18 protein-coding genes are annotated in these 24,913 nt (G+C 70.5%); 5 read left to right on the plus strand and 13 right to left on the minus strand.

Annotated features, from left to right (window positions below; translation table 11 throughout):
* Nucleotides 1-8: 8 nt before the first annotated feature.
* From yjfF to ACZ6S4_RS06215, 4 genes are all read right to left on the minus strand, one after another.
* Entirely contained in the window at nucleotides 9-1,022 is a 1,014-nt protein-coding gene (gene yjfF / locus ACZ6S4_RS06200; RefSeq protein ID WP_465473853.1) for a galactofuranose ABC transporter, permease protein YjfF, read from the minus strand.
* Complete coding sequence (locus ACZ6S4_RS06205; protein ID WP_465473854.1) at nucleotides 1,019-2,050, minus strand: ABC transporter permease; 1,032 nt, start codon at nucleotides 2,048-2,050, stop codon at nucleotides 1,019-1,021. The genes yjfF and ACZ6S4_RS06205 overlap by 4 nt, the downstream gene beginning before the upstream one ends.
* Nucleotides 2,047-3,570 (minus strand): sugar ABC transporter ATP-binding protein, encoded by a 1,524-nt coding sequence (locus ACZ6S4_RS06210; protein ID WP_465473855.1) that lies wholly within the window; start codon nucleotides 3,568-3,570, stop codon nucleotides 2,047-2,049. Before ACZ6S4_RS06210 ends, ACZ6S4_RS06205 begins: the two co-directional genes overlap by 4 nt.
* Nucleotides 3,571-3,685: 115 nt before the next feature.
* On the minus strand, nucleotides 3,686-4,696 hold the full coding sequence (locus tag ACZ6S4_RS06215) for an ABC transporter substrate-binding protein (RefSeq protein ID WP_465473856.1): 1,011 nt from the start codon (nucleotides 4,694-4,696) through the stop codon (nucleotides 3,686-3,688).
* 343 nt (nucleotides 4,697-5,039) lie between these two features.
* On the opposite strand from ACZ6S4_RS06215, the gene ACZ6S4_RS06220 reads away from it, so the two are divergent.
* Nucleotides 5,040-6,041: a LacI family DNA-binding transcriptional regulator gene (locus tag ACZ6S4_RS06220; RefSeq protein WP_465474143.1), complete on the plus strand. Its 1,002-nt coding sequence runs from the start codon at nucleotides 5,040-5,042 to the stop codon at nucleotides 6,039-6,041.
* A 56-nt stretch (nucleotides 6,042-6,097) separates the two neighbouring features.
* Here the strand turns inward: ACZ6S4_RS06220 and ACZ6S4_RS06225 are convergent, their stop codons facing one another.
* Genes ACZ6S4_RS06225 through ACZ6S4_RS06235 form a run of 3 tightly spaced genes read right to left on the minus strand, consistent with a single transcriptional unit; the run spans nucleotide 6,098 to nucleotide 12,867 of the window.
* A complete protein-coding gene (locus ACZ6S4_RS06225) occupies nucleotides 6,098-7,225 on the minus strand; it encodes a lytic polysaccharide monooxygenase (protein ID WP_465473857.1) in 1,128 nt (375 codons plus the stop codon).
* A 10-nt stretch (nucleotides 7,226-7,235) separates the two neighbouring features.
* Nucleotides 7,236-10,163 carry a glycoside hydrolase family 48 protein gene (locus ACZ6S4_RS06230; protein WP_465473858.1) on the minus strand — a complete coding sequence of 976 codons (2,928 nt, stop codon included), beginning with the start codon at nucleotides 10,161-10,163 and terminating at the stop codon, nucleotides 7,236-7,238.
* 28 nt (nucleotides 10,164-10,191) lie between these two features.
* Nucleotides 10,192-12,867: a cellulose binding domain-containing protein gene (locus ACZ6S4_RS06235; RefSeq protein ID WP_465473859.1), complete on the minus strand. Its 2,676-nt coding sequence runs from the start codon at nucleotides 12,865-12,867 to the stop codon at nucleotides 10,192-10,194.
* Between the two features lie 233 nt (nucleotides 12,868-13,100).
* Between ACZ6S4_RS06235 and ACZ6S4_RS06240 the strand changes: the two genes are divergently transcribed.
* Both ACZ6S4_RS06240 and ACZ6S4_RS06245 read left to right on the plus strand, forming a co-directional pair.
* On the plus strand, nucleotides 13,101-14,501 hold the full coding sequence (locus ACZ6S4_RS06240; RefSeq protein ID WP_465473860.1) for a cellulase family glycosylhydrolase: 1,401 nt from the start codon (nucleotides 13,101-13,103) through the stop codon (nucleotides 14,499-14,501).
* A 204-nt stretch (nucleotides 14,502-14,705) separates the two neighbouring features.
* On the plus strand, nucleotides 14,706-16,283 hold the full coding sequence (locus tag ACZ6S4_RS06245) for a diguanylate cyclase domain-containing protein (protein ID WP_465473861.1): 1,578 nt from the start codon (nucleotides 14,706-14,708) through the stop codon (nucleotides 16,281-16,283).
* Here ACZ6S4_RS06245 and ACZ6S4_RS06250 read toward each other — a convergent pair.
* The 6 genes from ACZ6S4_RS06250 to ACZ6S4_RS06275 form a co-directional block, all read right to left on the minus strand.
* On the minus strand, nucleotides 16,267-17,082 hold the full coding sequence (locus tag ACZ6S4_RS06250) for a hypothetical protein (protein ID WP_465473862.1): 816 nt from the start codon (nucleotides 17,080-17,082) through the stop codon (nucleotides 16,267-16,269). The two genes, ACZ6S4_RS06245 and ACZ6S4_RS06250, sit on opposite strands and share 17 nt — an antisense overlap.
* Nucleotides 17,069-17,611: a SigE family RNA polymerase sigma factor gene (locus ACZ6S4_RS06255; RefSeq protein ID WP_465473863.1), complete on the minus strand. Its 543-nt coding sequence runs from the start codon at nucleotides 17,609-17,611 to the stop codon at nucleotides 17,069-17,071. Before ACZ6S4_RS06255 ends, ACZ6S4_RS06250 begins: the two co-directional genes overlap by 14 nt.
* Nucleotides 17,612-17,865: 254 nt before the next feature.
* Nucleotides 17,866-19,857, minus strand: a complete 1,992-nt coding sequence (locus ACZ6S4_RS06260; RefSeq protein WP_465473864.1) for a beta-galactosidase — start codon at nucleotides 19,855-19,857, stop codon at nucleotides 17,866-17,868.
* 20 nt (nucleotides 19,858-19,877) lie between these two features.
* Nucleotides 19,878-21,215, minus strand: coding sequence for an ABC transporter substrate-binding protein (locus ACZ6S4_RS06265; protein WP_465473865.1), 1,338 nt, complete (start codon nucleotides 21,213-21,215; stop codon nucleotides 19,878-19,880).
* Nucleotides 21,216-21,237: 22 nt separating this feature from the next.
* Nucleotides 21,238-22,164 carry a carbohydrate ABC transporter permease gene (locus tag ACZ6S4_RS06270; RefSeq protein ID WP_465473866.1) on the minus strand — a complete coding sequence of 309 codons (927 nt, stop codon included), beginning with the start codon at nucleotides 22,162-22,164 and terminating at the stop codon, nucleotides 21,238-21,240.
* A complete protein-coding gene (locus tag ACZ6S4_RS06275) occupies nucleotides 22,164-23,051 on the minus strand; it encodes a carbohydrate ABC transporter permease (RefSeq protein ID WP_465473867.1) in 888 nt (295 codons plus the stop codon). The genes ACZ6S4_RS06270 and ACZ6S4_RS06275 overlap by 1 nt, the downstream gene beginning before the upstream one ends.
* Nucleotides 23,052-23,235: 184 nt before the next feature.
* Between ACZ6S4_RS06275 and ACZ6S4_RS06280 the strand changes: the two genes are divergently transcribed.
* Together ACZ6S4_RS06280 and ACZ6S4_RS06285 are read left to right on the plus strand one after the other, a co-directional pair.
* Complete coding sequence (locus tag ACZ6S4_RS06280; protein WP_465473868.1) at nucleotides 23,236-24,273, plus strand: LacI family DNA-binding transcriptional regulator; 1,038 nt, start codon at nucleotides 23,236-23,238, stop codon at nucleotides 24,271-24,273.
* A gap of 198 nt (nucleotides 24,274-24,471) precedes the next feature.
* Nucleotides 24,472-24,867, plus strand: coding sequence for a hypothetical protein (locus ACZ6S4_RS06285; protein WP_465473869.1), 396 nt, complete (start codon nucleotides 24,472-24,474; stop codon nucleotides 24,865-24,867).
* Nucleotides 24,868-24,913 lie beyond the last annotated feature (46 nt).

A 24,913-nucleotide genomic window follows, 5' to 3' on the forward strand; every position in this document is an offset into this window, starting at 1 on the left:
TGGTGCCGCTAACGGGCCCGTCTGGTGACCAGGCGCTGCAGCACGATGAACGCGAACAGCAGGATGCCCACCACGATCCGGGTCCACCAGGAGCTGAGCGTGCCCTGGAAGGTGAGGATCGTCTGGATCAGGCCCAGCACCAGCACGCCCAGCACGGTGCCGAACAGGTAGCCCGAGCCGCCGGTCAGGATCACGCCGCCGATCACCACCGCGGCGATCGCGTCGAGCTCCATGCCCTGCGCGTGCAGGCTGTAGCCGGACAGCATGTAGAAGCTGAGCAGCACGCCGCCCAGCGCCGACAGGAACCCGCTGATCGTGTAGACCGCGATCCGGGTCCGGCCCACCGGCAGACCCATCAGCAGGGCCGAGTCCGCGTTGCCGCCGATCGCGTAGACCGTGCGGCCGAACCGGGTGTACGCCAGCACGAACGCCCCGGCCAGCACCACCACCAGGGCGATGACCACGCTGGTGGAGATGAAGATGCCCGGGCCGAACCGGATCCGCTCCTGGGCCATCGAGGTCCAGAACGGGTCGGTGATCGGGATGGAGTTGCGGTTGATCAGCAGCGACAGGCCGCGGGCCAGGAACATGCCGGCCAGCGTGGCGATGAACGGCTCCACCTTGAAGTAGTGGATGACCGCGCCCATGCCCAGGCCCAGCGTCGTGCCGATCAGCAGCACCAGCGGCAGCACGAGCGCCGCCGGCCAGCCGTCGTTGAGCAGCGTCGCGGCGACCACGGTGGTGAGGGCGACCACCGCGCCCACCGACAGGTCGATGCCGCCGGTGAGGATCACGAAGGTCATCCCCGCCGCGACGACGAGCAGGAAGGCGTTGTCGACGAAGACGTTGAGCAGGACCTGGGTGTCGGAGAAGTTGTCGTAGTTGGCCACGCCGAGGCCGTACATCAGGGCGAGCAGGGCCAGGGTGGCCAGCACCGGGATGTGCCGCCGGTCGGCCCGGCGCCGCTTGTGCGGCGCGGCCACGGTGACCTCCGGCTGGGGCGGAGCCTTCACGTCGGTCATGCGGGCACCTCGGCTGCGGGAGTGACGGCGGGGGTACGCCGGCGGCGGAACACCGCGGCGCGGAAGGCGGCGGACTGGCTCAGACACAGAATGACGACCACGACCGCTTTGAACAACAGGGTGGTCTCGGCCGGCACGCCGATCGTGTACGTCGTGATGTCCAGCGCCGAGATCAGCACCGCACCGAGCACGCTGCCCGCGATCGAGAAGCGGCCGCCGGTCAGCGCCGTACCGCCGATCACCACCGCGAGGATGGCGTCCAGCTCGATGAGGTTGCCGGCCGCGTTGCTGTCGGCGCTGGCCACATTGGAGCTGAAGATCAGGCCCGCGATGCCGGCGCAGACGGCGGCGAACATGTACGCCATGATGGTCAGCCCGCGGGCCCGGATGCCGGCCAGCCGGCTCGCGGTCGGGCTGGCGCCCACGGCCTCGACCAGCACGCCCAGCGCGGAGCGGCGGATGAGCAGCACGGCCGCGGCCACCACGACCGCGACGATGATCACCGAGACCGGGATGGCCAGCGCGTAGCCGGCGCCGATCACCCGGAACGGCGGTGAGGAGACGTTGATGATCTGGCCGCCGGTGAGCAGCTGGGCGATGCCCCGCCCGGCCACCATGAGGATCAGCGTGGCGATGATGGGCTGGATGCCGATCACCGAGACCAGTACGCCGTTCCAGATGCCCGCCACCAGCGACAGGACCAGGGCCAGGCCGACCGCCAGCAGCACGCCGCCGACGCTGCCCTGATCGCTCAGGTCCCCGATGAACAGGCAGGCCACGGCGCCGGAGATCGCCATCACCGAGCCGACCGACAGGTCGATGCCGCCGGTGGCGATGACCATGGTCATGCCGAGGGCGACCAGCGCCAGCGGGGTGGCCGAGCGCAGCACGTCGATCAGCGAGCCGTACAGGTGGCCGTCCTGCAGGGTGATCGTGAAGAAGCGCGGGGCGAAGAAGACGTTGCTGACCAGCAGCAGGACGAGCACGACGGCGGGCCAGAAGAGCCGGTGCTTGACGATGGCGGTCACGGGAGAGCTCCACTCGCGATGGCCTGCATGACGCGGTCGGCGTCGACGCCGCCGCCGGTGTTGTCGAGTTCCTCGACCAGGTGCCGCTCGCGCAGCACCTCGATCTTGTGGCTGAGCCGCAGCACCTCCTCGAGCTCGGCGCTGACGAAGAGCACGGCCATCCCGCCGTCGGCCAGCTCGACCAGCAGCCGCTGGATCTCGGCCTTGGCGCCGACGTCGATGCCGCGGGTCGGCTCGTCCACGATGAGCAGCCGGGGCTCGGTGATGAGCCAGCGGGCCAGCAGCACCTTCTGCTGGTTGCCGCCGCTGAGGTTGCGCACGGCCACGTCCGGGTCGGCCGGGCGGATGCCCAGGGTCTTGATGTAGCGCTCGACCAGCTCGTCCTGCTTGCGCCGCGGGATCGGCCGGGACCAGCCGCGGGACGCCTGCAGCGCCAGCACGATGTTCTCCCGCACGCTGAGCTCGCCGACGACGCCCTCGGTACGGCGGTTCTCCGAGGAGAACGCGATGCCGTGGTTCATCGCCACCCGCGGGGTCCGCAGGGCGACCGGCTTGCCGTCGATCTTGATGGTGCCCTCGTCGGGGCGGTCCGCGCCGAACAGCAGCCGGGCCAGTTCGGTGCGGCCCGAGCCGAGCAGCCCGGCCAGCCCGACGATCTCCCCGCCGCGGATGGTCAGGTCGAACGGCGCGATGGCGCCCGTGCGGCCCAGCTCGTGCGCCTCGATGATGGGCTCCCGCGGCGCGTCGGCCGTGACCGTGCGCGGCTCCTCCTCGAGGCGTTCCAGGACCGTCAGTTCCTTGCCGATCATCTTGGTGACCAGCTGCATCTGGGTCAGCTCGGCGGTGGCGTACTCACCGATGAGGGTGCCGTTGCGCAGCACGGTCATCCGGTCCGCCACGGCGTAGACCTGGTCCAGGAAGTGCGAGATGAACAGGATGGCCACGCCGTCGCGCTTGAGCCGGCGCATGACCTCGAACAGGCGCTCCACCTCGGAGGCGTCGAGGCTGGAGGTGGGCTCGTCCAGGATCAGCACCTTGGCCGAGATGTCGATCGCCCGGGCGATCGCGACCATCTGCTGGATGGCCAGCGAGTACGTGCTCAGCGGCGCGGCCACGTCCAGGTGCAGGTCCAGCCCGGCGAGCAGAGCGGCCGAGCGGCGGCGCATCTCCGACCAGCGGATCTTGCCGAGGCGCCGGGGCTCGCGGCCGATGAAGATGTTCTCGGCCACGGAGAGGTTCGCGCAGAGGTTCACCTCCTGGTAGACCGTGCTGATGCCGGCCTGCTGGGCCTGCAGCGGCCCGCCGAAGCGCACCGGGGTGCCGTTGAGCCGGATGTCGCCGGCGTCGATGCCGTACACCCCGGTCAGGACCTTGATCAGAGTCGACTTGCCGGCACCGTTCTCGCCCATCAGGGCATGGACCTCGCCCGGACGCAGCGAGAAGTCGACGCCGTCGAGCGCGACCACGCCCGGGAAGGTCTTGCGGATGCCGGTCATCTGCAGGATCGGCGGGTCACCCATCGTTTTGCTCCTTGTCGGCGGCGGACCGCCCCGGCTTGCCGGCCGGGGCGGTGCCGCTCGTGCGTGATCGGTGAAGATTGTTCAGGGCACCGGAGGGGCCGGTCCCGAACAGCCCTCAGTACTTGCGGTCCGGCAGAGCGGCCTTGGCCTGCTCCTGGGTGAACGTGGTCTCCTCGGTGAGCACGCGCTGCTCCACCGTCTCGCCGGCCTTGACCTTCTTGGCCAGGTCCATCAGCTGTGGGCCGAGCAGCGGGCTGCACTCCACGATGTAGTTGATCTTGCCCGCGGCCAGCGCCGTCATGCCGTCCTTGACCGCGTCGACCGTGATGATCTTGATGTCGGTGCCGGGCTTCTTGCCGGCCGCCTCGATCGCCTCGATGGCACCCAGACCCATGTCGTCGTTGTGCGCGTAGAGCACGTCGATCTTCGGGTGGGCCTTGAGGAAGGCCTCCATGACCTCCTTGCCGTCGGTCCGGGTGAACTGACCGGTCTGCGAGGCGATGACCTTGAACTTGGGGTCGGCCTTGATGACGTCGGCGAAGCCGGCCTTGCGGTCGTTGGCCGGGGCCGCGCCGGGCGAGCCCTGCAGCTCGACGATGTTGACGTCGCCGGTCTTGCCCTCGTACTCCTTGACCAGCCACTCGCCGGCCTTCTTGCCCTCGAGCACGAAGTCGGAGCCGATGAAGGTCTTGTACAGCGACTTGTCCTGCGAGTCCACCGAACGGTCGGTGAGGATCACCGGGATGTTCGCGTCCTTGGCCTCCTTGAGCACGGTGTCCCAGCCGGACTCCACGACCGGCGAGAAGGCGATCACGTCGACGCGCTGGGCGATGAAGGACCGGATCGCCTTGATCTGGTTCTCCTGCTTGCCCTGGGCGTCGGAGAACTTCAGGTCGATGCCGGCCGTGGCGGCCGACTCCTGGATCGACTTGGTGTTCGCCGTACGCCAGCCGCTCTCGGCGCCGACCTGAGAGAAGCCCATGGTGATCTTGCCACCGCCGCCGCCGCTGTCGCCGCTGCCGGCGTCGTCACCGCCACCGCATCCCGCGAGGGCGCCGACCGCGAGCGCGCCGGCCAGGACCGCAGCGGACCATTTCTTGAGCACAACGTCCTCCAGATATCTCATTTGTTAGCGTTCACAATCTGAACTTCGCGAAGCCGGTGTTCAATTGACAGGAAGGAGAGCGGCAGTCCCACGGCGTCCGGGGGTGGGAACGCGCGGAGCAGCCAGACGACAGCCAAACCGCTCGATGCAGTGGCTCCCGTCACACGGTGCGTTTCAGGAGTGTTACCGTTCCCAATCCCGGCGTCAAGAGATCGTTCCGTATCGTGACCTAGCAAGCGCCGACAGAGCGCCGACACCGAGGTCAAGGGCACTGTTCGGAAACTTGAAAGAACTACACTGTGGCCGACACCGGTGCGGGAGCGACAAGGGGAACTGCGTGCCATCGAAGAAGCCGGCGGCGGTCATGCGTGACGTCGCCAAGCTCGCGGGCGTCTCTCACCAGACGGTGTCGCGGGTCCTCAACGAGCACCCGAACGTCCGGCAGGAGACCCGCGCCCGGGTCCTCGAGGCGATGGAGTCGCTGGACTACCGCCGCAACCTCGCCGCCCGTACGCTCGTCACCCGGCAGTCGCACACCCTGGGCATCATCGGCTTCGAGACCACTCTGTTCGGCCCGGCCTCCATGCTGTACGGCATCGAGGACGCCGCCCGCACCGCCGGATACCTGGTCAGCATCGCCACCTTCCGCAACCTGGAACGCCGGCCGGTGCTGGAGGCCGTCGACCGGCTGCGCCAGCACGCGGTGGACGGCATCATCGCCATCGCCCCCAAACACGCGGTCACCGACGCCCTGACGCAGGCCCCGGCCGGCCTGTCCTGTGTGGCGGTCGGCGGGGCCGGTGGCGCCGACGGGGTCCCGACCGTACGCGTGGACAACGCCGGCGGCGCCCAGCTCGCCACCCGCCACCTGCTCGACCTGGGCCACCGCACGGTGCACCACGTCGCCGGCCCGGGCGACTGGCCGGAGGCGCAGGAGCGCATCGCCGGCTGGCGCGACACCCTGACCGCGGCCGGCGCCGAGGTGCCGCCGATCCTGCCGCAGTCCTGGAACGCCGAGACCGGCTACGTCCAGGGCCAGGCGCTGGCCCGGGACCCGGCGGTCACGGCGATCTTCTGCGCCAACGACCGGATCGCCCTGGGCGTGCTGCGCGCCCTGCACGAGGCCGGCCGCAAGGTGCCCGAGGAGGTCAGCGTCGTCGGCTTCGACGACATGCCCGACTCGGGATACTTCCTGCCCCCGCTGACCACGGTGCGCCAGGACTTCGCCGAGCTCGGCCGGCTCAGCCTGGCGCTGCTGCTGGAGCACATGGCCGGTCCCGAGTCCCCGGCCCACGTCGTCGTCACGCCCGAGCTGGTCGTGCGGGCCAGCACCGCGGCCCCGCCCAAGCGCCGGGCCCGCCGCTAGCGTTCCCCGGACGTGCGGAGGCCCGGAGCGCTTCCGCGCCCCGGGCCCCCTTGATCTCACGCGGTGGTGCAGGTCAGGTTCTGCACCGTGAGCGGCACCGATCCGGTGCCGGTGAAGCCGAACGTGGTGTAGCTGTTGGCCGCGATCGAGCCGTTCCACGACTCGTTCGTCACCGTGGCCATGGATCCGCTACCGGTGTACTTGCCGCTCCACAGCTGACTGACCGTCTGCCCGCCGGGGAACGTCCACGACACCTTCCACTTGCTCACCGGCGTGCTGGCCGCATGCACCATGACCTCGCCCTGGAAGCCACCGCCCCAGGACCCCGTGACGTTGTACATCGCGGAGCAGCCGCTGTTGGTACCCGGCGGCGGGGTGGTCGGGCCGGGCGGCGGGGTCGTCGGGCCGGGCGGCGGGGTCGTCGGACCGGGCGGCGGGGTCGTCGGACCAGGCGGCGGGGTCGTCGGGGTGGACCCGTCACCGACGCCGGTCACCTCACCGTTGCCACCGTCGAAGGTCACGTCCGAGCAGCCGTAGAAGGTCTCCTGGCTGTCCGAGCGGGACCACACCGAGTAGATGATGTGCTTGCCGCTCTTGCCCGAGGGCAGGCGCCCGGTCCACGAGTACCGGCCGTCGTTGGTGCCCGGGCCACCGATCGACTCGGGGTTGACCACCTGGGAGAACGGCTGCGACTCCAGGTCGCTCCAGGCCAGCGGACGGGTTGGGCTCCAGCTGTCCTTGGTGACGTACAGCGAGAACGTGCCCGGGTGCTTGGCCCAGTTGTTGTAGTCGAAACGCATGCTGGCGCCCGCCGTGAGGTGGGTCTGCGGCCAGTCGTTGCGGGCGGCGTTGTAGGCGGTGAAGTTGTACGGGCCCCCGGTGCCACCACTGCACAGCTGGCCGTCCGGGATGAAGCCGGCCGTCCGGCCGCCCCCGTCCGAACGCAGCACGGCGAACCAGTTGTAGAGCGGGGTGGTGCCGCCCTGGGCCACCGCGGCGGCGCAGGCCGGGTTCTTCGGCACGATCCCTCCGTTGGTCCCGGAGAGGCCGTCCTTCCAGCAGAAGTAGGTCCGGCTACCCGGGACCATCATGGCCCCGTGCGCCTGCGCCTGCGACTGCACCACGGTCACGCCGACGCCGGTGGCGAGCAGTACCGCGGCCGCGTAAAGGAGTTTTCTCTTCATCTCGGTCCTCTCAGCCGTTCGGGAAGAGGCGGGCGAAGTCCGCGTAGCCGGTGGCGACGTCGACCTGGGCCCAGAATCGGTGGTAGTTGAAGGTCGGGGCCGCACCACCGTTGAGGTAGTTCTCGACCTTCGGGTAGTCCGGGTCGTTCTTGTAGAAGGAACGGATGTCCAGGAAGGACACGCCCGGCTTGATCTCGTCGCCGTTGGGCATCTTGCCGCTCCAGCCCGGCGGGATGTAGATGCCCTGGCCGGTGGCCGCGTCGTAGCGGTCGTCCATCCGGTTGTAGTCGGCGCGGGTCTCGGTGACCGACACGCCCTTCGGGTCCTTGTACGCCCAGATGGCGTCCAACAGGCCCTTGGCAGCCGTCTTGGCCCGGGCGTTGCCCGACTTGGCGGCGTAGTAGGTGAGCAGCTTGGCGTACGAGCCGGCGACCCCGAGGTCCTGGCCCTTGCTGGTGACCTCGACGTGCAGGCCGGTGTTGGCGGCCGGGCTCGACGGGTTCCAGGTGGTCGGCTTGCCGGTCCACGCCAGGTCCGACGGGATGGCGAAGCTCGACGTGCCGATCTCGGTGTTGTCCAGGGCCCAGGTGACCCACTTGTCCAGGACGGACTTCGCCTTGGCGTCGTTGGTCAGGTAGTAGTACTCGGCGAGCCGCTCCAACGACCAGGTCTGCATGCCGAACCACCGGTTGGACGGCGGGTCCTCGTAGACCGGCGCCTCGACGTAGGACAGGCCGTAGAACGTCGGGGTACCGGCCGGCGGGGCCTTGTACGCACCCTGCCAGCTGTTGGTCGCGCCACCGGCGATGCCGCCCTCACTCGACTGCAGCCACTGGTAGAACTCCAGCTGCCGGTTGAGGCTGGCCTGCCAGTCGGCCTTGGCCGTCGGTGACTTGGGCGCGAACGCCGAGACGTTGGACAGCACGTACGCCGCCATCGGGTTCTGGTAGCCGAAGTGGCTGGTGCTGGAGCCGATCCGCCAGGCCCAGCCGGCCTGCGTGTCGGTGGCGCCACCCCAGGCGTAGTACCAGGACATCAGGTTGTTCGAGCTGCTCTTGCCGGAGCCCGCGGCGCAGGACGTCGAGGTGCAGCCCGGGTTCTTGAAGTACTTGTCGTAGAAGGAGTAGCGCAGGTAGTCGCCCATCTTGGCGGCGTTGGCCACCGCGGTGGACAGCTGGGACTGCTTGCCCTGCGCGGTCGCCCAGGTCAGCGCCCAGTAGGCGGCCTGCACGGCCCGCGAGTCGGCGTCGGGGGCGTTGGTGTACTTCCACTGCTTGGCGTACGACGCGTCCTTGGTGAACAGGTCGAGGTAGCCGTTGGGGCCGCCGTGCTTGAACGTGTCGCAGGACGGCTGCGGCACGGTCTCGAAGGTCGACTCCTGCGGGCCGCGCTGGAAGGTGTTGATGTACACGTTCTTGCTGGTGCCGTCGCCGCAGCGGCCGAAGCCGTACACGTTGTCGACGTCCAGCAGCCAGTGCATGCCGTAGATGTCCGAGGTGCCGTACGCGCTCTTCAGCTCGTTGGCCAGCGGATCAGTGCCCACCGACACGCCGGGATCCAGCTGCGACGGGTACTGCGACGGCAGCGGGTACTCCGCCGCGTAGGTCGCCGGCTTGCTCGGGTCGTACTTGTCGTTGGTGGGCTGGTCGGCGTGCGACGGGATGATGTACTTCTCCATCGTCGTCCACGCCGCGTTGAACGGCGCCCACTCCCCGGTCACCTGGCCGTGCTCGGCCTCCAGCCACAGCCAGTAGCTGAACGCCTCGGAGGTCGTCTCGTGGCCGTGGTCGGGCGCCTCGTCGATCAGCGTCTCGATCGAGTGGTACGGCACGCCGTCGGGGCTGAAGTAGCCGTTGGCCGGGTTCTTGATGTCGTTGTAGAGCTGGGTGAACCGGGCGTCGGCACTGCCCTTGGCCAGCACCGTAGCGGTCACGCCGGCCGCGGTGTGCCCGGTGGCCGTGGCGCTGAAGGTGGCGGTGGAGTTCAGTGCCGCCGCGGCAGTCGCGGCAACGGTGACCGTCTGCGCCGTGTTCCAGTTGGCGGGCGTGAACGTCAGCGACGCGGGCGTCGCCGACACCGTGGTGGCCCCGGCGGTGCGGGCGATCGCCACGGTGGTGTTCGCGGTGGGCGCCTTGGACAGCGCCACCTTGAAGGTCGCGGACTCGCCGGGAGCGACGGTCAGCGAGGTGGGGTCGGTGACGACCGCCGGGTTGGTGGCGGCGTCGACGAACACCGGTACGTCGGCGGTCGCGCTCTTCGCGTTCGTCGAGTCGTACGCGATGGCCTGCAGGCGGTACGCCGCGGTCTGGGCCGGGACGCTCTCCCAGGTGTAGGCGTACGGCGCCGCGGTGTCGGTGCCCAGCAGCAGGCCGTCGTGGTAGAACTCGACCTTGCTGATGGTCCGGCCGCTCGTCGCCGTGGCCGTCGCCGCGATCGGGATCGAGGCGGGCGCGTTGAACCGGGTGTTGGCCGCCGGGCTGCTGATCGACACCGTCGGTACGGCGGCGGTCTGGTTGCAGGCGGTGCCGTTGAGGGTGAACGCGGTCGGCACGGGGTTGGCCGAGCCGAAGGTGCCGTTGAAGCCCGTGCTGATCGTGGCTCCGGTGCCGAGGGTGCCGTTCCACGCCGCGTTGGAGACGGTGACGTGCTGACCCGTCTGCGCGTACGTGGCACTCCAGCCCTGGGTGACCTTCTGCGCCGCGTCCGGGAAGTCGTACTCCAGCTTCCAGCTGCTCAGCGGGTCACCGGAGTTGGTGATGGCGATGTCACCGGTGAAGCCGCCGCTCCATTGGCTCTGCACACGGTAGACGACCGTGCAGCCGGCGGCCGCTTGCGCGGGCGACGAGCCGGCGACGACCAGACCGGCGGCGAGTAACACCGCAGCCGAGGCCGCTAGACCGCGTCGATAACGCGATCGGGTGGACAGGGGGGATCTCATCGCGGGTCCTTCCTGGGGGTGGGGCGGGTCATGACGTGGCCGCACAGGTGATCGGCGACGGAAGGGGGTTGGTGCCGGTGGTGGTGGCGAGGAAGCCGAACGTGGTGGTCGCGTTCGCGGCCAGCACGCCGTTCCAGCCGGCGTCGCGCACGGTCACGGCCGTGCCGGTCTGACCACCGGTGCCGCCCCAGACCTGCGACACGACCTGGCCGGCGCCGAAGGTCCAGCCGGCGGACCAGGTCTTCGTGGGGGCTGTGCCGGTGTTGCGGACGGTCACCTCACCCTGGAAGCCACCGCCCCAGGAACCGGTGATCTTGTAGGTCGCGGTGCAACCGGTCGCCGCCGGCGGCGGGGAGGCCGACGCCGACGTGGACGGGGTCACCGGCGGCGGGGAGGCCGAGGCCGAGGCGGACGGGGTCACCGGCGGCGGCGTGGATCCGCCGGTGCGGTCGGCGTAGAGGATGCCGCGGCCGTTGGTGCCGAGGTAGACGCGGCCGTACACCCGGGGGTCACCGGCCAGCGCCTCGCCCGCGTTGCCGTACCGGTGGGCGTCGTCGTTGATCCGGACCCAGCCCGCGCCGCCGTTGTCGGAGCGGAAGACCCCGGCCACGCCGTCGACCGTCCCGATCGTGAAGACCGCGGGATACGCGGCCCCTGGCGCGGCCTTGCCGGTGGAGACGTTGATCGCCTTGCTGACGCCCGCGACCGCCGTGAACGTCGCACCGGCGTCGGTGGAGTGCAGCAGCCCGGTCTCGCCGGCCAGCCACACGTCCCCGGTACGGCCGGCGACGGTGTGCAGCTTGACGTTCCCGGTCGCCGGCACGGTCGCCGCCGAGGCGGTGAAGCTGGCGCCGCCGTCCTTGCTGACGTAGACCTTGCCGGCCGCGTACCCGTAGAAGGTCTTCGGGTCGACCCGGTCGCTGACGATCTCGGCGCCGGCCGGGATGCCGGTGGACGCCGTCCAGGAGCTGCCCCGGGTGGTCGAGTGGTGCACGCCCACGCCGGCCGGGGCCCAGAGCACGGCGTTGGCGTCGGCCCCCACGGCCACCTTGCCACCGCCGGTGACGCCCGCCGGTTCCTGGCCGTTGTACCAGTTCTTGCCGCCGTCGTTGGAGACGCCGATGTGCGGGGCCGCGTCGGCGTTGCCGACCCGGACGAAGAAGGCCGGGCTCAGCTCGGCGAAGTCCAGGCTGGTGTTGCTGGCCAGGCTCGGGGTGTCGTGGAAGCTCGCCGGCACGGTGTCCAGGTCGGCGTGATGGAACCCGCCGATGTCACCGAGCGCGCTGACCAGCGGCGCCCCGGACGGCGGGCTGGCCAGGTCGAGCACCGCGGTCTCCTCGAGACCCTTGGCCATCGGCCGGATGGTGAACGTCGTGTCCTTGTCCCAGTTGGTCAGCTGGGTGGTGCCGTAGACGGTCGCGCCGGTGCCGTAGAGCAGCCGGTCGGAGTCCAGCGGGTCGATCTCGACCGACTCGTTCATCCAGCCGAGCTTGGGCGTGGCCTCGGGCGGCTGCGGGTTGGAGTTGAAGTCCAGCCACGGGTTGGCCGAGATGTCCATGGTGTAGCGCTTGGACTGGCTCGGATAGCTGGTGAAGTCCCAGATCCGGGTCCAGGTGGCGCCGCTGTCGGTGCTGCGGAAGAAGATCGCGTCCGGCCACCAGGAGATCTGGGTGGCGACCATCAGCGTGCCGGGCCGCTGCCGGTCCACGGTCAGGCCGGAGTAGCCGAAGTAGAGGTCGGCACCGGCGCTGAGCTTGACCGGGCTGACGTCGGTCCACTCCCCCGTCACCGTGTTGAGCCGCGAGACTTGTCCCTTGCCCCCGTCGTACGGGCCGCCGGTGTCGCTGGTGGCCACGTAGAGGTAGTGGTTGACCGAGTCCAGGACGCCCTTGTGCGGCAGGTAGCCGGTGGGCTGACCGGGGACCCGGGCCCAGGTGCTGCCGCCGTCGGTGGAGCGGTAGACCGGATTGGCCTTGTCGGCCACGCCGACGTAGACATCGCGGCTGACGTCGTCGAAGGTGACCCAGGTCAGGCCCTGGTTCTGGCTCAGGTAGCCGTTGGTGTCGGCCGGATCCTGCACGTAGTTGCCGGCGTTCGGGAAGGCGGTGACCTTCGCCCAGGTCGCGCCGTAGTCGGTGCTGCGCCAGAGGCCGTTGCCGCCCTCGGCGGCGTAGAACACGTGGCTGTGGTCGTGCGGGTCGATGGCCAGCCGCTCCCCCATACCGCGGCCCGGCATGTTGCCGCCGTTCTTGAACGGCAGCGTGGTGATCTGCCAGGTCGCGCCGCGGTCGGCCGAGCGCAGGATCGCGCCGTTGTTGGGATCCCAGCTGTTGGTGTACATGCCCACCGCCGCGTAGACCCGGTCGGGATCAACCGGGTCCGTCGCGATGCTGGTGACGCCGTTGTAGCCCCAGTTCTCCTGGCCCACCCAGTCCAGGAGCGGCACCCAGTTCTGCCCGGCCTGGTTCCACCGGTACGCGCCGCCGATGTCGGTGCGGGCATAGATCAGGTTCTTCTCGGTCCGGTTGAAGATCAGGCCCGGCACGAAGCCGCCGCCGTCGATCCGGACGTTCTTCCAGTTGTACGCGTCGACAGCGACGGCCGCGGTGGCCGGCCGGGGACGGTCGGCCGCGGTGGCGACGAAGGTCGTCGCGCCGATGAGCAGCGCGGCAACGGCCACCGTGGTGAATCTTGGTCGTCGCAAAGGGGTTCCTCTCCGGGCACGGCTGCGAAGCCGCGGATGCGCCATCGACGGTCATGAACATGGGAGCGCTCCCATGAATGTGGGCCGTTGACATTTCGTTGTCAAGAGCCGGAAACAAATGACCCATCGGTCACGCCGAGGTTTCTGCCGTGTTGACAAGGACTGAACCGAGTAGGTAGGAAGGTGGCGGTCAATCGATTGTGGGAGCGCTTCCGACATCGATGGAGGACCACATGAGACCTACGCGACGCAGACTTCTCGGCGGCCTGGCCGCCTTCCTCGTCACGGTGACCGGCCTGGTCACCGTGGCGGCCCAGCCCGCACAGGCGGCGGTGGGCTTCACCGTCAGCGGCAGCCGCATCCTGGACGCGAACGGCAACGCCTTCGTCATGCGCGGCGTCAACCACGCCCACACCTGGTACCAGGACCGCACTCCGCAGGCGCTGGCCGACATCAAGGCGCTCGGTGCCAACACGGTGCGGATCGTGCTCGGCAGCGGGCAACGCTGGGGTCCTGACAACGCTGCCAACGTCTCCGCCGTGATCAGCCAGTGCAAGGCGAACCGCCTGATCTGCGTCCTGGAGGTGCACGACACCACCGGGTACGGCGAGGAGGGTGCGGCCGCGAGCCTCGCGCAGGCGGTCGACTACTGGATCAGCGTCAAGAGCGCGCTCGCCGGCCAGGAGCGCTACGTCATCCTCAACATCGGCAACGAGCCGTACGGCAACACCAACGCCGCGGGCTGGGTCGCGGACACCAAGAACGCGATCACCCGGCTGCGCGCCGCCGGCTTCGAGCACTCGATCATGGTGGACGCCCCGAACTGGGGCCAGGACTGGTCCTTCACCATGCGCGACAACGCGGCCTCGGTGTTCGCCGCCGACCCCCAGCGCAACACCATCTTCTCGATCCACATGTACGGCGTGTTCGACACCGCCGCCGAGATCAACGACTACCTGGGCCGGTTCATCACCGCCGGGCTGCCCATCGTGGTCGGCGAGTTCGGCCACAACCACTCCGACGGCGACCCGGACGAGGACACCATCCTGGCCACCGCCCAGGCCCGCGGCATCGGCTACCTGGGCTGGTCGTGGAGCGGCAACGGCAGCGGCGTGGAATACCTGGACCTGGTCACCAACTTCAACGGCGCCGCGCTGACCTCGTGGGGCCAGCGGCTGTTCAACGGCGCCAACGGCATCAAGGCGACCTCCCGGGAGGCGTCGGTCTTCGGTGGCGTGCAGCCCACGACCCCGTCGACCACACCGCCGACCTCACCGCCGACCTCACCGCCGGTCTCGCCGACGCCCAGCGCGTCCACCCCGCCGCCCGCGGGCAAGGCGTGCACGGCCACCTACGCCGTCGGCGGCCAGTGGGGCGGCGGCTTCCAGGGCGCGGTCACCGTCAAGGCCGGCAACGCGGCGATCACCTCGTGGACCGTGACGTGGACCTGGCCCAGCGGCCAGCGCTTCACCAACACCTGGAACGCCACGGTCACCAGCTCCGGTGACGCGGTGACCGCCCGCAACGCGCCGTACAACGGCTCGCTGGCGGCCGGCGCGAGCACCACCTGGGGCTTCACCGCGAGCTCGACCGGCACCAACACCGCGCCGGCCGTGACCTGCGCGGCTGCCTGACCCCGGTCGGCACCCCCGTTCCCCGCACCGCACCTGTCACCACCGCCGCCTGCGCGGCCGCCTGACGCCCCGTGCCAACCGGGGTTCCCACAGCGGCCCGGTCCGTCACCCCCGGGCCGGGCCGCTCCCCGATCGCCACCGCCGCGCACCCGTGCTGCACCCCCGGACCGCCAGTCTGGGGAGCCATCCAGCCCTGGGAGCATCGTGACCACGACACACGCGCCGGTCGACGCCGGCCGCCTGGCCGATGACCTGCTGAGGTTGGAGATCGGCTTCACCGCCTCCTTCCACGACGACGCGGCCGTGGCCGAGCGCATCGAACGCGCCGCCGCCGGATCCGGCCACCCGGACCTGGTGCTGCGGGCCCGCCTGGCCCGGGCCGTGGTCATGCTCCGCGAGGGCGAGACCGTGGAGGGTGGGCGCCTGACCCACCGGGTCTACCCGGAAGCCGTGGAGCTGGGCGACGACTACCTGCTGGCCCGCTGCCACCGGGCGCTGTCGATCTTCTTCCGGCAGCTGGGCGACAACGCCACCGCGCTGGCCCACGCTGTGCAGTGCATGTCGCACACCGCCGCCGACGTGCCGCCGGCCATCCGCAGCCGGCACCTGATGTGCCTGGCCGTGCTGCTGGACGAGACCGGCTCACCGCAGGAGGCGCTGCGAGCGTTCACCGAGGCGCTCGCGCTGGCCACCGCCCACCACGACAGCGAGCTGGCCCTGCACCTGCTCAACAACATGACGTACACCGCGTACGAGCGCGGTGACCTGCCGGCCGCCGAGGACCTCGTACGGCGGATGCGGGCGACCGCCGAGCGCGCCGGGATCCGGCTGAGCGCCACCTGCCTGGACACCCTGGCCCGGGTGGCGATGCTAGGCGGGCAGCACCGGGAGGTCGAACAGATCCTCGCGCCGCTGCTGGCCGACGACGCGCCCCGGCACCTCATCGACGAGGGCAACGCGCTGGAGGAGGCCCTGCTCACCGCGGCCGAGGCGTACCGGGTGCTGGGGGCCGCCGAGCGCGCCCAGACGCTGCTCGACCGGCTGTTCCGGTTGTGCGCCGAGCACGACCTGGCCGGGCTGCAGGCTCGCGGCCGGGAACAGCAGGCGCTGCTGCACGCCGCCACCGGCCGTTACCAGGAAGCGTTCGAGGAGTACCGCCGCTTCCACGTGGAGACCCGGGTGCTCACCTCGGCCCAGCAGGACGCCCGGTCCCGGGCCCTGCAGGCGGTCTACCAGGCCGAGGAGGCCCGCCGGGCCACGGACGCGTTCCGCGAGCTGGCCCACCGCGACGCTCTGACCGGTCTGCACAACCGGCGCCACGCCGACGAGGAGCTGCCCGCGGTGCTGGCCACCGCCGCCGACGCCACGCCGGTGTCGGTCGCGCTGCTCGACCTGGACCACTTCAAGCGGGTCAACGACACGCGGTCGCACGCGACCGGGGACCTGGTGCTGCGGCGCCTGGCCGGGGTGCTCACCGGGGCCGCACCGCCGGACGCGATGATCGCCCGGATCGGCGGCGAGGAGTTCGTCGTCCTGCTGCCGGCGACCGACGCCGCACGGGCCCGGCGGGCCTGCGAACGGATCCGGTCGGCGGTGGCCGGCGAGGACTGGGCCGCGCTCACCGGCGGCCTGCCGGTGACCTGCAGCATCGGCGTCACCACCGTGACCGGCGCCGCGGCGACTCCGGCGGCGGCACTGGCCGCCGCCGACCGCAACCTCTACGCCGCGAAACGCGCCGGCCGCGACCGGGTCTGTGACGACGCGGTCACTGCTGCGGCATGAAGGTGCCGCTCACCTTCGCGTCCTTGCCCTCCCCGGTGATCCTGGCCTCGTAGCTGTCGGCAGCCGGGGAGTGCTTGCCCACGGTGTGGTTGAACTGCGCCGCGAACGTGTACTCGCCCGGTGCGAGAGTCGCGCCCGGCCGCAGCGTGAAGCGGAAGACCAGCATCTTGCTGGTCCGGCTGCTGCTGACGGTGAGCAGGTCGTTGGACACCGTGCTCCACCGGCCGGTCTCGACGACCCCCGGGGTCAGCGCGACTTCCACGGTGACGTCCAGGGCGGTGATCTTGCGGGTCGACTTCAGCACCACGCTGTCCTGCGTCCAGCCGTCGCTGGTGTTCGGATCGATCTTGCCGGTCGAACTGAGGTAACCGTCGCGGTCGGTCCGCGGCGCGGCGCTGGACGGCGTGGTCACCGCCGGGGACGACGACGTGCCGGTGGTGGTGCGGGGTGGCTTCGGGTCCGTGGCGGTCGTGGCCGGGGTGGTCGGCCGGGGCGCGTTCGTGGTGGCCGGCGCCGGCGTCGTGGCCGGTACGGCCGACGGGGCCGCCACCGGAGTGTCGTCCACGTCCGGCTCCCGATTGCTGAGCCGCACTCCCGCGACGGCCAGCACCAGTACGACCGCCACGGCCAGCGCGGCTGCGGCCGGCCGGACCAGGGCGAAGAGCCGGTCGATCGGGCGGCGGGCGTACGCCGCCCGGCCCTGGGCTATCCGGTCCAGCATCGCCTGCCGGTCCGGCCGGTGCCGGTCGGCCTCCTCGCGCAGCGCCGTGCGGAGGTCACGCTCGTCATGCTGACGCACTCAGTCCTCCCGTCGTCACTGGCAGATCCTTCAGGTACTGGCTGAGCTGGGCCGCTCCTCGCGACGTCAGGCTCTTGACCGCGCCGACCGAGATACCCAGGATCTCGGCGACCTCGCGCTCCGGCACGTCGAACGCGTACCGCAGGACGACGCACTCACGCCGGCGCAGCGGCAGGTGCCGCAGGGCCGCCCGCACGTCGAGCACGGCCGGGGTGTCCGGTTCCGCCCGGTCCCGGCGCAGCAGGCCCAGCCCGAGCAGCCCGAGCCGCTCCCGGCTCTGCCGCTTGATCCACTGCCGGGCCAGGTTGGCGAGGATGCCCCGGGCGTACGCGATCGGGCTGTCCGCCGCCTGGACCCGCTCCCAGTGCCGCCACACCTCGACGAACGCGTCCGCGGCCAGGTCGTCGGCCACGCCGGACTCCCCCGTCACGAGGTATGCCAGCCGTGAGAGGTCCGCGTGGTGCTGCTCGAAGAAGCGCCGGAAGGCACGCTCCTCGTCCGGGTCCGTCACACGTTCCTCTCCGGTCATCGGTACGGGTGGAGGCCGGCTGCCCCGGCTGTGGGGGTAAACGGAACCGGAGCAGCCGGGGTTCAGTGGATCGACACGAAATACTCCGAGGTATGGGGGACGACGTCAAGAAACCCGCGAGGAGGCCGGGTGAGGTCCTGATGGAACGGCCTCCTCGCAGGTCACTTGCCCCCTAGTGGTCCCCCGGCGGCAAAAGGTTGCCGGCCCCGGCGAAGTTTTTTCGCCGGGGCCGGCCCACGCTCAGGACGGGCGGCTCAGGACGGCCGGTGCAGGACCGTCACGCCGCGGGGTTCCAGCAGGTTCGGGGTGCCGTGCAGGAGTTCGCCGGGCAGGCCGGTCAGTTCGACCGGTTCGGCCGTGCGATTGATCAGGAAGTGGAAGTCGCCGCGGACCGCCAGTTCCACCCGGCCGCGCAGCTCCGCCGGTAGGTCGCTCGGCACGCCGGCCCGGCTGAGCAGGTCGCGCAGCACCGGCGCCAGACCGTCCGGGCCCAGGCGGGTCGACACGTACGCCGCCGAGCCCGTTCCCACCGTGCGCCGGGTGATCGCCGGGGCGCCGCCCTTGTACGACGCCAGCACCTCCACGTCCGGCCCGGTGACCGTGATGCCGTCGGTCCACACCGTGCCGGTCAGGCCGTTGTCCAGCTCGGCCCGCTCGTCGTCGCCCAGCGGGGCGAACTCCTCGATCCGGAGGCCCAGCAGGTCGCGCAGCGGTCCCGGGTAGCCGCCGAGCCACACGTGGTCGTGCTCGTCGACGATGCCCGAGAAGTACGTGGTGACCAGGTGACCGCCGGCCGACACGTACGACTGCAGGCGCTCGCCCAGTGCGGCCGGGACAACGTGCAGCACCGGCGCCACCACGAGGTCGTAGCCGGACAGGTCCGTGTCCACCGGCACCACGTCCGCCCGTACGCCCAGGTCGAGGAACGCCGAGTACCAGTCCAGCGCCTCCTGGCGGTAGCGCAGCCGGTCCGTCGGGTGGGAGTCCTGCTCGCTGGCCCACCAGGAGGTCCAGTCGAACAGGATCGCGGCGCGGGCCGGGGTCTGCGCCGTACCCGCGACCGGGGCCAGCTGCCGCAGCGTCTCGCCCAGCCGGACCACCGACCGGTAGATCTCGCTGTCGGTCCCGGCGTGCGGCAGCATCGCCGAGTGGTACTTCTCCGCGCCGGCCCGGGACTGGCGCCACTGGAAGAAACAGACCGCGTCGGCGCCGTGGGCCACGTGCGTCAGTGAGTCGCGGGCCAGCTCGCCCGGCTTCTTCGGCACGTTGATCGGCTGCCAGTTGACCGCGCTGGTCGAGTGTTCCATCAGGAACCAGGGCCGGCCGCCGGCGATGTGCCCGGTCAGGTTGGCCGAGAACGACAGCTCGTCCTGGGCCCGGGGGCCGCGCTGCACGTAGTGGTCGTTGGAGACGAAGTCGACCTCGGCCGCCCAGTCGGCGTAGTCCATCGGCTTCTGCTCGCCCATCACCATGAAGTTGGTGGTGGCCGGGATCTGCGGGGTCAGCTCGCGCAGCACGTCGCGTTCGGCGCGCAGGTAGTCCTTGAGCGCGTCGGAGGAGAACCGCTTGAAGTCCAGCTGCTGGGTCGGGTTCGGGTGGGTCGCCGCCTGGCGCGGCGGCAGGATCTGCGCCCAGTCGCTGTAGTGCTGCGACCAGAACGCCGTACCCCAGGCGGCGTTCAGCGCGTCCAGGTGGCCGTAGCGCTCGATCAGCCAGGTGCGGAACGCCGCGGCCGCGTCGTCGGAGTAGTCGTAGACGTTGTGGCAGCCCAGCTCGTTGGAGATGTGCCAGGCGGCCAGCGCCGGGTGGTCGCCGTAGCGCCCGGCCATGGTACGGACCAGCCGCAGCGCGTGCTCGCGGAAGATCGGCGAGGTCGGCCGCCAGTGCTGGCGCCCGCCCGGCCAGATCGTCGCGCCGTGCGCGTCGACCGGCAGGATCTCCGGGTGCTTCGCGGTCAGCCACGGCGGCGGGGACGCCGTCGCCGTGGCCAGGTCGACCGCGATGCCACCCGCGTGCAGCAGGTCCATGACCTCGTCGAGCCAGCCGAAGTCGTACTCGCCCTCGGCGGGCTCCAGCCGTGCCCACGAGAAGATCGCGAGCGAGACGATGGTGACGCCCGCGGCCCGCATGGCCCGAACGTCGGCGTCCCACGTGGAGCGCGGCCACTGCTCCGGGTTGTAGTCGGCGCCGTAGGCCAGGGCGGGTGCCCGGTCGTGCAGGCGCAGCCAGCGGTAGGGGGTTTGCACGCGATCTCCTCGGGGGGACGTCACTTGACGGTGAAGCCCTGCTCGTTGCCGTACTTCGCGGTCTGGTCCTGCCACGCCTTCAGGCCGTCGGCCAGCGGCGTCGCGGACACGTAGGCCTTGCCCACGGTGTCGTTGAAAATGCTGTTCGCGTACACCTGGAAGGGCAGGTACGACCAGCCCGGCACCACGTTCTGCGCGGACTGGGCGAAGATCTCGTTGGCCTTCTGGCCGCCGAAGTACTTGAACTCGGCGTTGAGGAACTCGGGCTTGGCGATGTCGGCCGAGGTGGCCGGGAACGCGCCCTCCTTGATCCGGGAGTCCTTGCCCGCGTCGACCGCCGCGTACTTCAGGAACGCGTACGCCAGCGCCTTGTTCGCGGACTTCTCCGGCACGGCGAGCGAGCTGCCGCCGTTCTCCGCGCTGGCCTTGCCGCCGGCCTCCCACTGCGGCATCGGGGCGACGCGCCACTTGCCGGACGCGGCAGCCGCGCCGGTGACCAGGTTGCCCGGCATCCAGGCCCCGGTGGGCAGGCTGGCGATGGTGCCGTCGCCGAGCGCCTTGAACCACTCGTCGGACCACGGCGGGATCGACGCGACCAGCTTCTCGGTGATCATCGGCTGCCAGGTCTGGGCGAACTTCGCCGCGCCCGGGTCCGCGAGGTTGATGGTGACATCGGTGCCCGAGGTCTGGAACGGCTTGCCGCCGGCCTGCCAGATCATGCTGGTAGTGAAGCCGGCGTCCCCGCTGTCGCCGGTGATGTAGACCTTCGGGTCGGCCTTGTGCAACTTGCGGGCGGCCTCGACGTACTCCGCCCAGGTGGCGGGCACGGTGATGCCGTGCTTGTCGAAGACCTCCTTGTTGTAGAACAGCGCCATCGGGCCCGAGTCGATCGGCAGGGCGTAGACCTTGTCACTGCCGAGCGTCACCGAGTTCCACGGGCCGGGGGTGAAGGTGGTCTTCAGGCCGGACGCGCCGTACCCGCCGACGTCGGCGATCGACTTGGCCAGGGCGAACTGGGGCAGCGCGTAGTACTCGATCTGCGCCACGTCGGGCATGCCGCTGCCGGCCGCGATCGCGTTCTGGAGAGCCGTGTACTGCTTGTCGCCGGTGCCGGCGTTGACCAGCTCGACCTTCACGTCGGGGTACTTGGTCTGGAAGGTGGAGACCACGTTCTTGAGCGTGTTGTCCCAGGCCCACACGGTCAGCGAGCCGCCCTTGGCCAGCGCGGCGTCGACGTCGGCCGCGGAGGTGCTGCCGCCGGACGTACCGGTGTCGGAGCTGTCGTCGTTGCCGCCGCAGGCCGCCAGGGCCAGCGTCGCGGCGGTCGCCGCGGCGACCACCTTCAGGAATCGTGTCATCTGGTGTCCTTTCGGGGGAAATTCATTCTTTGACGCTGCCGGCCGCCAGGCCCGACTGCCAGTAGCGCTGCAGCAGGAGGAACGCCGCCAGCAGCGGCAGGATCGTGAGGAGCGATCCGGTGATGACCAGGTTGAACACGGCCTCGCTGCCGGCCGTCTGGGCCTGCTCGTTCCAGGCGTTCAGGCCGATGGTGAGCGGGTACCAGTCCGGGTCCTTCAGCATGATCAGCGGAAGGAAGTAGTTGTTCCAGGTGACGACCATGTTGAAGAGCAGCGCCGTGACGATGCCGGGGCCCAGCAACGGCATGGAGATCCGGAAGAAGGTGCGGAACTCCCCCGCGCCGTCCACCCGCGCGGCCTCCAGCATCTCGTCGGGCACCGCCTGGGCGGAGAAGGTCCACATCAGGTAGAGCCCGAACGGCGAGACCAGCGACGGGATGATCACCGACCACGGGGTGTTGGTGAGGCCCATCTTGCTGAACATGAGGAACGTCGGGACGGCCAGCGCGGTGCCGGGCACGGCGACGGCCCCGATCACGACGGCGAAGACCGCGCGCCGGCCCACGAAGTTGAACTTGGCCAGGCCGTACCCGGCCAGCGTGGACAGCAGCGTGGCGCCGCCGGCACCGACCACCACGTACATGACGGTGTTGCCCAGCCAGCGGACGAAGACGCCGTCGTCGTAGGTGAACGTCTGGCGCAGGTTCGACCAGAGGGCGAACTCCCCGTCGTCGAACCACAGGCCGAACGAGGAGAGCAGGCCCTGCTGCGTCTTGGTCGCGTTGATCACCAGCCAGACCAGCGGGATCAGGCTGTAGATGGCCACCAGGCCGGTGAGCAGCGTCAGCACGGTGCTGCGGCGCGGCGCCCGGCGGTACGGCCGGAACCTGGCGCGCGGGACGTCAGCTGTCCGCCCGGAGGAGGACGACGACTGCACTGTGGTGGTCATCAGATCTCCCTCGTGCCGCGGAGCTGCACGACATAGGCGATGACCATCGTGATGAGACCCATGATGATCGCCACGGTGGCCGCGTAGTTGTACTGCTGGCCGGAGAAGGACAGCTGGTAGGCGTACATGTTGGGGGTGTAGCCGGTGGTGAGCACGTTCTTGGCCAGCGGGCGCAGGATGGCCGGCTCGTTGAAGAGCTGGAAGCTGCCGATCACCGAGAAGATGGTGGCGATCACCAGGGCGCCGCGGATGGCCGGCAGCTTGATCGCGGTGATGATCCGGAACTGCCCGGCGCCGTCGATCTCCGCGGACTCGTAGAGCGAGGCCGGCACCACGCGCAGCGCCGAGTAGAAGATCAGCATGTTGTAGCCGACGAACTCCCACGTCACGATGTTGCCGATGGAGGCCAGCGCGAGGCTGCCGCCCAGCGGGTCGGGCAGCGTGATGTTCAGCGCGTCGTTGATGTTGCCGACCAGGCCGAACTGGGGGCCGTACATGAAGCCCCACATGAGCGTGGCGACCACGGCGGGCACCGCGTACGGCAGGAAGATGGTGACCCGGAAGAACGCCTTGCCGTAGAGCCGTCCGCTGTCGATGGCCAGCGCCACCAGCAGGGCCAGGATCAGCATGATCGGCACCTGGACGACCAGGAAGAGCGCGACCCGGCCGAACCCGGCCCAGAACTGCGAGTCCCGCAGCGCCTGGGTGTAGTTGTCGAGCCCCACGAACGAGTTGCCGCCGATGAGCCGGTTGCGGTACAGGCTCAGGTAGATCGAGTAGCCGATCGGGGCCAGGAAGACCAGGGCGAAGACGGCCATGAACGGGCCGACGAACTTCCAGCCCGCCCAGGAACGCCGTTTTCTGCTCACGACGAGGGTGTCGGCCATGCGTTGTCATCCTTCCCGCCGCTCGGCCGTTGCCGCGGCGGCTCCGGGATGTTTGCGTTAACATCACGCTCCGCGCGGGCTCCGCCTGCTGGTGTTTCGTGGAGATGAGCGAAGTGATGTTTACGTAAACATCGAGGTGATAGTTTCACTGCGTTTCCGGCTCGTCAAGAAGGAGTTGCCAACGATGACCGCTGGCCGAACCCGCCGCCCGGCCCGAGGGGTCTCGATGGCGGACGTCGCCCGGCTCGCCGGCGTCTCGTCGCAGACGGTCTCGCGGGTGTCCACCGGCCACCCCAGCGTGGTCGAGTCCACCCGCCAGCAGGTGCTGGCGGCCATGCGGCAGCTCGGCTACCGCCCCAACAGCGCCGCGCGAGCGCTGAAACGGGGCGAGTTCCGCACCATCGGCGTCATCCTGTTCACCCTGGCGACCACCGGCAACAGCCGCACGGTCGAGGCCATCGCCGGCTACGCCGCCAAGGAGGGGTACGCGATCACGCTCATCCCGGTGGCGGCGCCCACTCAGGACGGCGTGCTGGGCGCGTTCAGCCGGCTCGGTGAGCTGGCGGTGGACGGCATCATCGTGATCATGGAAGTGCACCTGCTCGACGCGGCCAACCTCAACCTGCCGCCGGGAGTGCAGGTCGTGGTGGTGGACTCCGACGCCGGCGACCGCTACCCCGTCGTCGACACCGACCAGGCCGACGGCGCCCGGCAGGCCGTACGCCACCTGCTGGAGCTGGGCCACGAGACGGTATGGCACGTGACCGGGCCGGCGGAGTCGTTCGCCAGCGAGCGCCGCACCCAGGCGTGGCGCCGCACCCTGCTGGAGGCCGGCCGGACGGTGCCGCCGGTGCAACGCGGCGACTGGACGGCCGATTCGGGTTACCGCGCCGGGCTGGTGCTGGCGGCCGAAGCGGAGTGCACCGCGGTGTTCGCCGCCAACGACCAGATGGCGCTGGGCCTGCTGCGGGCGTTTCACGAACGCGGCCGGACGGTTCCGCGCGACGTGAGCATCGTCGGCTTCGACGACATCCCGGACTCGTCCTCCTTCATCCCGCCCCTGACCACGGTGCACCAGGACTTCGCCGAGGTGGGCCGGCGCTGCGTGCAGGGCCTGCTGCGGCAGATCCGCAACGAGCCGGAAGGCCCGGGCACGGTGCTGGTCCCGACCCGCATGGTGGTGCGGGACAGCACCGCTCCCCCAAGCTCCCGCCGCGAATGACTCTAGGGGGTGTCTCGTGGGTCATGACGGCCTGCGGCGGGCCCAGCTTCCGCCTCGCGGCGCGGGCCAGAAGGCCGGATACAACCCCGGTATCCGACCTTCCGCCCCGCTTGCGACGCGAAACCTGGACCTCGCCTCGGCGACGCCATGACCCACGAGACACCCCCTAGCCGCGCACGGCCACGGTACGGTGCAGCCATGTCGGCACAGGGCGCACCGGTGTGGTGGCGCCGGTGGGCGAGCCTGCCGGTCCTGCTGGCGCTGCTGTTCGCCACGACGGCCGTCGCCGCGTCCAGCGAGACAGCGGCCGCGAGCGGCCCCGGCCGCGTGCCACCGGCCATCCAGGCCGTCACCGCGTCCGCGCAGCAGACCCTTGGTCAACGCCCGGACGTCCGGGTCGACGCCGCCGGCGGGCTGGGTACTGCCGTCCCGCTGCTCCAGGCCCTCGGCTGGCTGCCGGCCCGGGCCGGCGCCGGGATCGCGGCGTGGTGGCACCGGCGGCAGGACGTCGACGGGCACCGGGCGCAGGCGCGCCGGGAGACGTATCAGGGCCGGGGTCCCCCGGGACGGCGTGCGGTAGACGCCCCGTCCTGACCCCCGGCGCGCGACATGGCGCGCCGCCCTGCCTGAGGAGACAACC

The sequence above is a fragment of the Actinoplanes sp. NPDC051405 genome (assembly GCF_055586185.1).